Annotated in this window: 14 protein-coding genes; 12 read left to right on the top strand and 2 right to left on the bottom strand. The window is 47.7% G+C overall.

Going from position 1 to position 12,407, the window contains the following annotated elements:
* From nadD to F8N00_RS10650, 6 genes are all read left to right on the top strand, one after another.
* Positions 1-544, top strand: a 544-nt coding sequence (gene nadD, locus F8N00_RS10675) for a nicotinate-nucleotide adenylyltransferase (RefSeq protein WP_421018188.1), incomplete at its 5' end; no start/stop codon positions are given.
* Positions 534-1,109 (top strand): bis(5'-nucleosyl)-tetraphosphatase (symmetrical) YqeK, encoded by a 576-nt coding sequence (gene yqeK, locus F8N00_RS10670; RefSeq protein ID WP_023467426.1) that lies wholly within the window; start codon positions 534-536, stop codon positions 1,107-1,109. The genes nadD and yqeK, both read left to right, overlap by 11 nt.
* Positions 1,106-1,453, top strand: coding sequence for a ribosome silencing factor (rsfS, locus tag F8N00_RS10665; protein WP_023467427.1), 348 nt, complete (start codon positions 1,106-1,108; stop codon positions 1,451-1,453). The genes yqeK and rsfS overlap by 4 nt, the downstream gene beginning before the upstream one ends.
* Complete coding sequence (locus F8N00_RS10660; RefSeq protein WP_421018187.1) at positions 1,453-2,181, top strand: class I SAM-dependent DNA methyltransferase; 729 nt, start codon at positions 1,453-1,455, stop codon at positions 2,179-2,181. The genes rsfS and F8N00_RS10660 overlap by 1 nt, the downstream gene beginning before the upstream one ends.
* Positions 2,182-2,409: 228 nt before the next feature.
* Entirely contained in the window at positions 2,410-3,018 is a 609-nt protein-coding gene (locus F8N00_RS10655; RefSeq protein ID WP_023467429.1) for a helix-hairpin-helix domain-containing protein, read from the top strand.
* Complete coding sequence (locus F8N00_RS10650) at positions 3,018-5,180, top strand: DNA internalization-related competence protein ComEC/Rec2 (RefSeq protein ID WP_174316045.1); 2,163 nt, start codon at positions 3,018-3,020, stop codon at positions 5,178-5,180. Before F8N00_RS10655 ends, F8N00_RS10650 begins: the two co-directional genes overlap by 1 nt.
* Positions 5,181-5,216: 36 nt before the next feature.
* Here F8N00_RS10650 and F8N00_RS10645 read toward each other — a convergent pair whose 3' ends face one another.
* Positions 5,217-5,378 carry a YqzM family protein gene (locus F8N00_RS10645; RefSeq protein WP_023467431.1) on the bottom strand — a complete coding sequence of 54 codons (162 nt, stop codon included), beginning with the start codon at positions 5,376-5,378 and terminating at the stop codon, positions 5,217-5,219.
* Positions 5,379-5,478: 100 nt separating this feature from the next.
* Between F8N00_RS10645 and holA the strand changes: the two genes are divergently transcribed.
* Together holA and F8N00_RS10635 are read left to right on the top strand one after the other, a co-directional pair.
* Entirely contained in the window at positions 5,479-6,480 is a 1,002-nt protein-coding gene (gene holA, locus F8N00_RS10640) for a DNA polymerase III subunit delta (protein WP_023467432.1), read from the top strand.
* 13 nt (positions 6,481-6,493) lie between these two features.
* On the top strand, positions 6,494-6,937 hold the full coding sequence (locus F8N00_RS10635; protein ID WP_041255011.1) for a GNAT family N-acetyltransferase: 444 nt from the start codon (positions 6,494-6,496) through the stop codon (positions 6,935-6,937).
* 126 nt (positions 6,938-7,063) lie between these two features.
* On the opposite strand, the gene rpsT is transcribed toward F8N00_RS10635, so the two are convergent.
* Complete coding sequence (gene rpsT / locus F8N00_RS10630) at positions 7,064-7,324, bottom strand: 30S ribosomal protein S20 (RefSeq protein WP_023467434.1); 261 nt, start codon at positions 7,322-7,324, stop codon at positions 7,064-7,066.
* 232 nt (positions 7,325-7,556) lie between these two features.
* Here rpsT and lepA point away from each other — a divergent pair, with 232 nt between their 5' ends.
* From lepA to grpE, 4 genes are all read left to right on the top strand, one after another.
* Positions 7,557-9,380, top strand: coding sequence for a translation elongation factor 4 (gene lepA, locus F8N00_RS10625; RefSeq protein ID WP_023467435.1), 1,824 nt, complete (start codon positions 7,557-7,559; stop codon positions 9,378-9,380).
* Positions 9,381-9,444: 64 nt separating this feature from the next.
* Entirely contained in the window at positions 9,445-10,584 is a 1,140-nt protein-coding gene (gene hemW / locus F8N00_RS10620; RefSeq protein ID WP_421018189.1) for a radical SAM family heme chaperone HemW, read from the top strand.
* A 315-nt stretch (positions 10,585-10,899) separates the two neighbouring features.
* The gene (gene hrcA, locus F8N00_RS10615) at positions 10,900-11,934 is read left to right on the top strand and encodes a heat-inducible transcriptional repressor HrcA (RefSeq protein ID WP_023467439.1); all 1,035 of its coding nucleotides are present in this window, start codon (positions 10,900-10,902) and stop codon (positions 11,932-11,934) included.
* A gap of 24 nt (positions 11,935-11,958) precedes the next feature.
* Positions 11,959-12,407 (top strand): nucleotide exchange factor GrpE (gene grpE / locus F8N00_RS10610; RefSeq protein ID WP_421018186.1); only part of this gene is annotated, 449 nt, incomplete at its 3' end.

Below are 12,407 nucleotides of genomic sequence, written 5' to 3'. Positions count from 1 at the left end.
GTTCGATCCTCCGCATATCGGTCATCTCCTGATTGCCGAACAAGCGCAGGAACAACTCGAACTCGATGCGGTCTGGTTCGTACCAGCGAATGTGCCACCGCATAAACAACGTACAGTCACAGACGCAACCAAGCGTTTACGCCTTGTAGAAGAAGCAATTGCATTGAATCCTGCTTTTTCCGTCTCAGCAATCGAGTTTGAGCGCGAAGAGCCTTCTTATACGTATGATACGATTCGTGCACTCAAGCACCGGTACCCGGAGCATGAGTTTCTGTTTCTCGTTGGAGCAGACTCACTCGTGAGTCTCGATACGTGGTATCAAGCCGAACGGTTATACAAGGAAGTCGTCTTTGGTGCCGTCGCTCGACCGGGCAGTCGGTATCTGATTCCGCGCGGTGCCCGTGTGAAAGCGGTCGATATGCCATTGCTAGAAATTTCTTCGACGGATATCCGGCAACGGGTCGCGCGCGGACGGAGCATTCGCTACCTTGTACCGGAAGCCGTTCGACAACGGATTGAGGAGTGGAATCTATATGCGCCTTGAAGAAGCACGTCAAATCATTGAGCGTACGTTGCCTGAGCGACGCTATGTGCATACATTAGGTGTCGTCGAAACAGCGCGACACTTAGCTCTTAAATATGGTGTTGACGAAGAAGAAGCAACACTTGCTGCTATGCTTCATGATTATGCGAAATACCGCGATACGAATGAGATGCGTTCGATTGCCGTTGAATTGAATCAACGGGTTTTACTCGATTATGATGACGAACTGCTTCATGCGCCAGTAGGTGCGGAGCTTGTCCGTCGAGAACTTGGTCTTGATTCAGATGTAATTTATCAGGCCATCGCAAATCATACGACGGGGGCACCCGGTATGCCGTTGCTCGATCAAATCATCTTCGTCGCGGATGCGATTGAACCAAATCGCAGTTATCCAGGTGTCGAAGCGCTTCGTGAAGTAGCGGAGCAGGATTTGACGGACGCCGTCATTGCAACACTCAGTCAGACGATTCATTTTTTATGTAAAAAACAAGCCATCATCTTTCCGCGAACGATTGAGACTTATAATGCCTTCGTCGCGGCCAAACGAAAGGGGACCGTCCTATGACAGTCGAACAAGAATTACAATTAATCGTAAATGCCATCGACGATAAACGCGCTGAAGATATCGTCGTCCTGAATATGTCGAGCATCTCACCAGTTGCCGACTACTTCGTCATCTGTGAAGGGAATTCAGAAAAACAAGTACAGGCAATCGCACGTGAACTCAAAGAAGTCGCGCACGAACATAACCTGCCGATCAAACGTCTCGAAGGATTCGATGCGGCACGTTGGGTGTTAGCGGATCTTGAAAACGTCGTCGTTCACGTCTTCCACCGTGACGATCGTGATTACTATAATCTCGAAAAACTCTGGGCAGATGCTCCAAAGGTTGAAGTCGAGGTCAACTAATGGCATACGAACAGTTCGCCTACATCTATGATGAATTGATGCAAGACGTCCCGTACGATCAATGGGTCGACTGGGTCAAAGCATACGTTCCGACTGGCAGTACGATTGCTGATATCGGATGTGGAACGGGTACGGCGACGCTTGCATTAGCGGCACACTATGAGATGCTCGGAATCGATTTATCGGAAGAGATGCTCGAAGTCGCGCAGGAAAAAGCGATGGAAGAGGGATTACGCATTCAATTCTGGGCGCAAGACATGCGCGAAATCGAATTGCCGACACCTGTCGATGCCGCGACGATCCTATGCGACTCCTTGAACTATCTCCGGACGGAAGAGGATGTCAAACAGACGTTTACACATGTAGCAGCAATCCTCAAAGAGGGTGGAAGTCTCTTATTTGATACACACTCTCCATACAAGATGGAAACATTGTTCAATGGAAAGACATATGCGACACATGCGGAGCAAAGTTCGTATATCTGGTTCGCGGATCCTGGTGAAGCACCGCTTTCTGTCGTCCATGAACTGACTTTCTTCATCGAGGAAGAGGACGGTCGCTATGAGCGTGTCGATGAAACGCATCATCAGCGGACGTATCCTCCAGCACAGTACGTGACGTGGTTACGCGACGCCGGATTCCGTGTTCTTGCGGTCACAGGCGATTTTGGACCGGATGCTCCTTCTGAGACAGCCGAGCGGATTTTCTTCGTTGCTGAAAAAATGTAAAAGTGATCTCATCCGTCTTCTTTAAGCGATACACGTTCGTGTTGCTTGAAGAAGACGGATTTTTTGTTCGTCAAACAGATGCTAATTCAAAGTAACGGTATGGATGATATGACCTTTATCCGACATAACACACCGTATCATGTTGTAAAAGAGTGGTTAGTACGTATTCCTTCGTTTCCTGAAGTCCGTAGCGACCTGTTAGAGTCGTGGAAAAAGGAGGGATTCGTCTTGACCGTTCCACGTTTGCAACAGATCGCAGGTCTCGTCGTCGTCCTGCTACTCATCATTTTATTGTTCGTACCATTACCCTCTTGTTCGAATGAAGCGATGGTCGATCAACCGTCCTTAACGGATAAACAACAAGAGGCAAAAGCAGAGCCAGCAGAAAAAGATACCTCGATTCGTGACAAACTCATCATGGTCGATGTGAAAGGGGCGGTAGAAGCACCTGGACCCTATCAATTTCACCTCGGTGATCGAGTGAAGGATGCAATCGAAAAAGCAAAGACGACTGAGAAAGCTGACATTCGACAAATGAATCTCGCGGCACGTCTCATTGATGGACAGGAAGTCATCGTGCCGGTAAAAAAGACGAAAGATCAGCCGAAACCAACGAAACGCTCAAAAGCAGAGATACCAAAAGGACTGATTGACCTCAATGCGGCAACGGCGGAACAGTTGATGGAGGTTCCGGGAATCGGTCCTGCCAAAGCAGAAGCGATCTTAGCCTATCGTGAGGAGAAGGGGGGATTTGCGACGTATGAATCACTCGGAGATGTGAAGGGCTTTGGGGAAAAGACGTTAGAATCGCTTAAATCCTACCTGATCGTCTACTGATGCCACTTCATGCGCTGTTCGTTCTCTTACTCATTGTCGCCATTAAAGAATCGATCTGGTGGTTAGTGACGCTGATGCTATTTACTGTCATGAAGTCATGGTCTTTTTCAATCGGTCGTCTTTTCTTTTTGTTCATTCTGAGTTGTCTATTCATCGGAATGGGTCATCTGTCACCTGAACCGCACGACGTCTCGTCTGTTGACATCTTATCAGGTAAGCGTAATGGGGATCGAATTCGCTATGAGGCGGAGAGCAACGGTCAATCGATTCTATTGACGGCAACGATTGCAGAAGATGAGACAGGATACGAACGAATCGGTTACTCCTGTCACGTCGATACGGAACCGCTCGATGTCCGTCAACAATCGAATGCGGGAGGTTTTGACGAACTGCAATTCATGCATACGAATCGTTACGCTGGAAAGTGGGAAGTACGTTCGTTTGATTCCTGTCATCCGACACTTGGATATGCGGCAGAAGGAAGACGGGTACGTGAAGCATGGTTGAAACGGATAGAAGACTTGTTACCACAAAAGCAAGCATTCTACGTCGAAGCACTTGTATTTGGTGAGGATCGATTAATGGATCAAGTGACGCTCGAACGGTTTAAGAAATTCGGCTTATTACATGCGATCGTCATCTCAGGATCACATATCGCTTTTTTAGTGTTTAGTCTGCTGTACGTCTTACGAAAAATCAGGATGACAAAAGAAAAACGACTTGATATCGTTCTGATTTTACTGCCGATTTACGCATGGTTGACGGAGTGGAGTCCTCCAGTCACTCGGGCTGTGCTCGTCGCGATCATTCTGTTGCTCGGTCGTCGTTTCCACAAACCGTTAGATCCGGTCGAGGTCATTGCGGGGGTCGCGGCTTTTCAATTAGCGATTCAACCAACTGTCATTTACGATATCGGATTTCAATTGACGGTCGGACTGACGCTGTTTCTTGTGCTGTCGAGACGACTCATGGGTTCGGTTCGTCGTCCTTGGAACTGGCTACTTATCAGTGCGTGGGCACAATTCGGAACCCTTTTGTTTTTACAGGGGATTGAACAAACAACGGTTTCAATCTGGTCTCCGTTGTTGAATTTATTAATTGGTAGCTGGATTGAGTGGGTGATTCTGCCAGGATCGTTCCTCCTTGCGACGCTTCCATTTTTACCGCTCAGTTCGACGTTTCAGATTGCGCATCAGTACGCGATTCAATGGATGGACCAAGCATTACAGCTAGCGGAACATCTACCGTTAGCAATGGTTGCCGTTCCAACATTTTCTCCGATCGTCTTGACAATCGTCGTTGTCGGAACGGGAATCGCTTGGTTCATTGCTGAACGGAGATGGTGGGGGCATGCTCTCCCATTGGTCCTTTTGCTTACGGCATGGGGTTACACGGAGTGGCACGTACCTGAACAAATCACGTTTTTAGATGTCGGGCAAGGGGATAGTATCGTACTTGAGAAAGCAGGAGAGACGTTCGTCGTAGACACAGGTGGTGTTTATCAGCAAACGACGCATCCACTGCTTCGTCCGTTTGATCCGGGTAGTCATATCGTCGCGCCCTTTTTATTCACACGAGGAGAAGCAGAAATCGACGGTCTCATCGTGACACATGCTGATCACGATCACGTCGGTGGACTGCTAGGATTACTGCGTCAAGTTCGTGTGAAAACCATTTATTTAGGGGCGTATGACAACACGGATGAGAAGCGAAACGATTTGATTCATTCGATCGAAGCAACTGGAACGCATGTCAAGTTCGTTCAAAAGGGACAAACGATTCGTCCTTGGTTACATGTACTTGCACCGACTGGACGAGAAGAAGAAGAGAACGATCGGTCTATTATATTACTTGCACAGATTGCCAAACAACGTGTTTTACTGACGGGTGACGCTGGCCTAGCAATCGAGGACGAATTAACGATTGGTCCGATCGATATTCTAAAAGCAGGTCATCATGGTTCGAACACGTCGACCGGTGAAGAACTCTTGCAGAAGACAAATCCGAAGATTGTCATCTTATCAGTCGGACGAAAAAATCGATACGGGCATCCGCATCCGGACGTGCTTGAGCGGATCGGGACAGATCGGATCGTCTTTCGAACGGATGAGGACGGGAGTGTAACTTGTTCTTCAGCGGGCTGTGAACCTATGATAAAATAAAAAAACAGCAACCCCCCAAGGTTGCTGTTTTACTGATTATAGACTTAAGAACTTAATTGCGACACCGATGATGAACAAGACTGCGAAGAAGCCGAATGATGCACCAAAACCAACGGCAGAGTCGAGCGCATCGTTGCGTTTTGATTGAATATCGTTCTCGAACGCGTTTTCACTTGGTGGGCGTACTGAATGTGCCATGCTGCATTCCCCCTTAATAGATTCCGCTTCTAGTATAGCGGAATAAAAGAGGATTATCTATGATGAAGTTAAGAACAAACTGTGAAATGTGGTGGGAATGATGAAAACTCCTTGGCTCGTCAATGGAAAATTAGCGAATTTATACTTATTATATGGAACAGAACGACACTTGTTAGAAGAATGGGAACGTGAAATCGTAAAAGCGGCTCTTCCGGACGGAGAACGCTTTGATTATATGAAAATCGATTTGAACGACCAACCGCTTGATGCGGTACTCGATGAAGCGGAGACGGTACCCTTTTTAAGCGACTACCGTGTCGTCGTTGCAAAACCTGCAACGTTTCTGACAGGAGCGAAAGATAAAAAACAACATAATCTCGAACGGTTAGCAGATTATATCCTACAACCGGCAGACTACGCGGTGGTTGTCTTGATCGTCGAAGCAGAAAAGCTCGATGAACGAAAAACCGTCGTCAAACGATTGAAGGAGCGCGCGACTGTACTAGAGGCAAAAAAACCGACGACCGAAGAGTTGTTCCGCTTCGTTCTGGATGCTGTCAACGACAAAGGATATCGGATGGAACGTCCAGCAATCGAGCGACTCATTTTCTTGACTGCTGAGATGTGGGGGACATTAGCCCATGAACTTGAGAAGTTGATGTTGTTTGCAGGGGACCGACCAACAATCGAAATCGAGGATGTCGATTTGCTTGTTCCGCGGACATTAGAGGACAACGTCTTTCAATTAACGGACTACTTGATGAAGCGTCAACTCGAACCAGCGATCCGCTTGATTCGCGACCTTGAAAAACAAGGACAGGAAGTGTTGGCTCTCCTTGGACTGATGGCACGCCAATACCGGATGATGTTGCTGTCGAAACGATTAGCAGAACAAGGATACGGAGAACGACAAATCGCATCAAAAGTCGGAGCTCATCCGTATGCGATCAAATTGGCACTCCAGTCTGCCAAACGGTTTACGTTTGCGCAGCTCGAGCAAGCACTCATCGCCATCACGACGACAGATGAAGGTATGAAAACAGGACGCGGTGATAAGAAGATTCTATTCGATGCGTTGATTGTTCGCTTAGCGACGCTATAAGAGGAGGCAAACGATGATGGAAGTCCAGATCATTACAGCAGAAGAGGTCATCCCATTACGGCATGATGTGTTACGTCCCCATCAACCACGTGAAGCATGTATCTACCCAGACGATGCGCTTGCATCGACGTTTCATCTCGGCGGGATAAAAGCACAACAAATCGTCGCAATCGGTAGTTTCTCGGAACAATCTCATGCACAAGCGCCAGGAGCGACGTATCAGCTTCGTGGTATGGCGTCGAGTGAAGACGTGCGTGGTGAAGGGTATGGTCGGGCGCTGATTGAAGAAGCCCGTCGTCTATTGAAAGAACGACAAGTGACAGCATGGTGGTGTAACGCCCGCGTCACGGCACTTCCTTTTTATGAGCGCCTCGGACTGGAACGTGTTGGAGAACCGTTCCTCATTGAAGGGATCGGTCTTCACTATGTCATGATCGATCGTCTAGACGACAAGTAAGACAAGAAATGGCGGACGAAGGAATCGTTTTACACGAGTCCTTCGTCCGCCATTTTAGATCATATAAAAAATCGCCACTGGAGATACCTCCTAGTGGCGACCCATCACCGTATTCTTCGGAAAGAATTAAAGTGCGTTTACGAGTTTAGCGAGACGTGATTTGTCACGACCAGCTTTGTTGCTGTGGATGAGACCTTTAGCAGCAGCTTTGTCGATTTTTTTAGAAGCTGTAGCGAAAGCAAGGACCGCTTGGTCTTTGTTACCTTCAGCTGCGAAAGTTTCGACTGCTTTAATCGCTGAACGCATTGCCGATTTACGTTGTACGTTAGCGACGCGGCGTTTTTCAGCTGTTTTAACGCGTTTGATTGCTGATTTAATGTTAGCCATGGATGATTCACCTCCAATAAAACTCATTCGAGATTTATATTCGCATATCTGCAGTTATCGTTCAACAGAACAAACACAATTGTAGCAAACGTTTTTCTTAAAAGCAATACGACGTCTAGGGAATCTTCACATTTTGTTTTTCGGGTAAAACAAAACGAGATAGTACAGTGAAGCGCTTTTTGGTATAATGAACCGTATGTACGTTTGAAAATAAGGTAAGGTGACTCTAAACATGACGAATGAAGACCGTTTAAAGCGGCAGAAGAGTATTCGTAACTTCTCGATCATTGCCCATATCGATCACGGGAAGTCGACACTCGCTGACCGAATTTTAGAAAAAACTGGCGCGTTGACATCGCGCGAAATGAAAGATCAGACACTTGATGCCATGGATCTCGAACGTGAGCGTGGCATCACGATTAAACTCAACGCTGTTCAATTGAAGTATACAGCAAAAGATGGGGAAGATTACATTCTTCACCTCATTGATACACCTGGACATGTCGACTTCACATATGAAGTCTCGCGTTCACTTGCAGCTTGTGAAGGGGCTGTCCTCGTCGTCGATGCGGCGCAAGGAATCGAAGCGCAGACGCTTGCGAACGTTTACTTAGCACTCGACAACGATCTCGAAATCCTTCCGATCATTAACAAAATCGATTTACCTTCTGCGGATGTCGAACGCGTCCGTCAAGAAATCGAAGATGTCATCGGACTTGATGCATCTGAAGCCGTTCCGACTTCTGCGAAGGCAGGGATCGGTATTGAAGAAATTCTCGAACAAATCGTCGAGAAAGTACCAGCGCCGACGGGTGATCCGTCTGCACCACTCGAAGCATTGATCTTTGACTCCTATTATGACGCTTACCGTGGTGTCGTAGCATCGATTCGAATCGTCAACGGAACAGTTAAAGTCGGCGATAAGATTCGGATGATGTCGACAGGTAAGGACTTTGAGGTTCTGGAACTTGCCGTTGCGACACCAAAACCATTACGTCAGCAAGAATTGACGGTCGGTGATGTTGGGACGTTGTCTGCTTCGATCAAAACGGTCGGCGACGTACGTGTCGGGGATACGATTACGCTTGCGAAACAGCCAGCTACTGAAGCACTGCCAGGATACCGTAAGATGAATCCGATGGTATACTGTGGACTCTATCCAATCGATGCTGCGAAATACAACGATTTACGAGAAGCGCTTGAAAAACTACAACTTAGTGACGCGGCGCTTGAGTTCGAACCAGAGACATCACAAGCACTCGGATTCGGATTCCGTTGTGGATTCCTCGGGATGCTCCACATGGAAATCATCCAGGAGCGAATCGAACGTGAATTCAACATCGATATGATCACGACGGCACCATCGGTTATCTATCACGTGACGACGACAGCGGGTGAAGTCTTGCACGTCGATAACCCATCGAAGATGCCGGATCAGCAAAAAGTCGAATTCATCGAAGAGCCGTTCGTTAAGGCTGCTGTCATGACACCGAATGATTACGTCGGTGCGATCATGGAGTTGTGTCAAAAGAAGCGTGGGACATTCGTTGACATGCAATACATCGATACGACACGTGTCAAAATCACGTATGAGTTACCGTTATCTGAGATCGTCTACGACTTCTTCGATCAGTTGAAATCGAGTACGAAAGGGTATGCGTCACTTGATTATGAATTGATCGGCTACCAACAGTCGCGTCTCGTCAAGATGGACATCCTGCTCAACAACGAGAACGTCGATGCGCTCAGCTTCATCGTTCACCGTGACTTTGCGTACGAACGCGGGAAAGTCATCGTTGATAAGTTGAAAGAATTGATTCCGCGGATGCAGTTCGAAGTGCCGATACAGGCCGCTGTCGGAACGAAGATCGTTGCTCGTTCGACGATTAAGGCATTACGGAAGAACGTTCTCGCGAAATGTTACGGGGGAGATATCTCTCGGAAACGGAAGCTGCTCGAGAAGCAAAAAGAAGGTAAGAAACGCATGAAGATGGTAGGCTCAGTAGAGGTACCGCAAGAAGCCTTCATGTCCGTTCTATCCATGGACGAAGATTAAACAGGTGGGGGGCGCTTGCGTCCCCTTTTTGGTTTTTATAGAGAAAGGATGAGGCGAAATGGGAATACGCGCCGCATATGTCCACATCCCTTTTTGTGAACATATTTGTTATTACTGTGATTTCAATAAAGTCTTTTTAAAGAATCAGCCCGTCGATGAATACCTCGATGCGCTTGAACGCGAAATCGAACTGACGTTGAAACAATACCCGACGGATCATCTCGAGACGATCTTCATCGGTGGCGGAACACCGACCGCTTTAAATGAACCACAGATGCAACGGTTGATGGAAATCATCCAGAAGCACTTGTTGCCACTAACAGGTGATGATTTAGAATACACGGTCGAGTCGAATCCAGATGGTGTATCAGAAGAGAAACTCGATATCATGAAGGCGGGCGGTGTCAACCGCGTCAGTTTCGGTGTCCAATCGTTTGACGACGGTTTGCTCGAACGCATCGGTCGGACGCACCGGGAAGCAAAAGTCGCGCAGACGCTCGACGCAGCAGCGAAACGGTTTGATAACATCTCCGTCGACTTGATGTTCGGGTTACCGAATCAGACGCTCGATCAGGTTCGCTATGACGTCACGCGGGCGTTACAATTACCGATCACGCATATCTCCTCCTATTCATTGATCTTAGAACCGCACACGGTCTTTGCGATTCAAGAGCGAAAAGGAAAGTTACCTTTACCGACGCAAGATCTCGAGGCAGAGATGTACCAAGTGATGATCGAAACGATCGAAGCGGGTGGATATGCGCAGTATGAGATCTCGAACTTCGCAGAAGTTGGAAAAGAGAGTCGCCATAATCGCGTCTACTGGGAAAACGATGAGTACTACGGATTTGGTGCAGGCTCACATAGCTATATCAATCAGACGCGTCGTGCGAACATCGCACCGATTCCGCACTATATCAAGGCAGAAGGGTTACCGGTTCGAAAAGAGACGCCGTTGACGAACGTCGAGCGAATGGAAGAAGAGATGTTCCTTGGACTTCGAATGAAGGATGGCGTATCACTCGAACGTTTCCGGACGAAATATGGAGTAGCGTTTGAAGATGTGTTTGGTGACGTCATGAAACGTTTGTTACCAAACGGTCTCGTCGAACAGACGGAGACACATATCCGTTTGACGCCTGCTGGAGTTCCATTAGCGAACGAAGTCTTTGCGGAGTTCATCGGTGAAGCGCAGGTTCAATGAATCTTAAATAAATGAAAGGAAGCGGTGTTCCCTAAAAAAGAGGAAGACCGCTTCTTTTCATTTTTTGGATTTCCTTAAAAAATAGGCAGTCGTTCCGATGACCGCGATGAACAGCCAGACAAAGACTCCTGCCATTGCCAATAATTCAATCATCCGATTCATCCTTTCCATTCTTTGTTTCACTGTATCGCAGAATGGGAAACTGTTCAAAGGGTCACGCAATTCGGTTGACATCGGACGGACAATTCCTTATAGTAAAAGATGTAATTAGCACTCGTTAAAAGTGAGTGCTAACAAAATAAGGTGGTGAAGAAGGTGCTGACGGATCGTCAATTGTTGATTTTGCGTGCAATCGTCGATGACTATATCAAGACCGCTCAACCCGTCGGCTCACGGACGCTCTCGAAACGAGACGACGTGACGTTCAGTTCCGCGACCATTCGTAACGAGATGGCGGACCTCGAAGAGATGGGTCTGATTGAAAAGCCACACACTTCCGCAGGACGGATTCCTTCCGAACTCGGATATCGTTTTTATGTCGACCATCTGATTCGTCCGGAAAGCATCACACCAAAAGAAGCACAGGCATTGAAATCACTCTTTGCCCATTCCGTGAATGAGAATGATCGGTTGATTCGGCATACAGCAGACCTGTTGAGCGATTTAACCCATTACACGACACTTGTACTTGGTCCAAAAGAAGAAGGGCAACGCCTGCATCATCTGGAATTGATTCCTCTTGCCGAAGGTCGTGTCGTCATCGTTCTCGTCACGGAGACAGGACATGTCGAACACAAGACATTGCAATTGAATCAAGCGTTGTCCCAAGAAGCAGCGAGCCGGCTGATGGAACGTCTGAATCAGACGTTACGCGGTACGCCGCTCTCAGCCTTACGCAGTCGTCTGCTCGAGGAAATCCGTCGCTTCCGTTCAGAGCATTCTGAACAGACGGTGTTGCTTTCGAAGGCACTTGATCTCGTATTGACGGATCAAGAGGAACGACCGTTCATTTATCTGGGCGGGAAAGCCAACATGTTCGATCAGCCCGAATTTCAGGACGTCGCAAAACTACGACCTGTTCTCGAGTTGATCGAACAGCAAGAAGCCGTTCTCGACTTCCTACGACCGAATCTCGATAATCAAATCCTGATCACGATCGGGAGTGAGAACAATGTGGATGCATTAAAAGATTGTAGCGTCATCCGGGCCCATTATTCGGTCGACGGTGTCTCGATCGGGACACTCGCCTTGATCGGACCGAAACGGATGGATTACAACCGGGGAATCAACTCGATCATCCATCTACTTCAAGCATTCCAAACCGAATTGCATAAGAACAATTTGGATTGAATATAGAAAGGGGCTCGATTCAGAGTGGAAGAAAAAGAACAGAATCAAAACCTCCAACAAGAAGAAAACGTGACAGAGCCGACTGAAACCGTCGAAGTCACAGAAGAAGAAGTCATTCAAGCGGATCTCGTCGAAGACGAGAAACCAGACTTCGAAGCACAACTCGCAGAAGCAAAAGCTTCAGAATTACGCCTCCGTGCGGATTTTGAGAACTTCAAGCGTCGTAACCGTGTCGAAGCAGAGAATCGCGCGAAGTATTCTTCACAAGCGATCGTCGAAAAGCTGTTACCACTCGTCGATAACTTGGACCGTGCGCTCCAAATCGAGACGGAAAACGAGGAGACGAAATCCGTCTTGACGGGTGTTGAGATGGTGAAACGTCAACTCGTCGAAACGCTTCAAAATGAAGGCGTCGTCGAGATTCCAGCAGTCGGTGAAGCGTTCGATCCGAACTTACACCTGTCTCTTATACA

This window comes from Exiguobacterium sp. A1_3_1, assembly GCF_048985645.1.
Classification (GTDB): Bacteria; Bacillota; Bacilli; order Exiguobacteriales; family Exiguobacteriaceae; genus Exiguobacterium_A; species Exiguobacterium_A indicum.
This window is presented reverse-complemented; position numbering and strand designations above follow the sequence as displayed.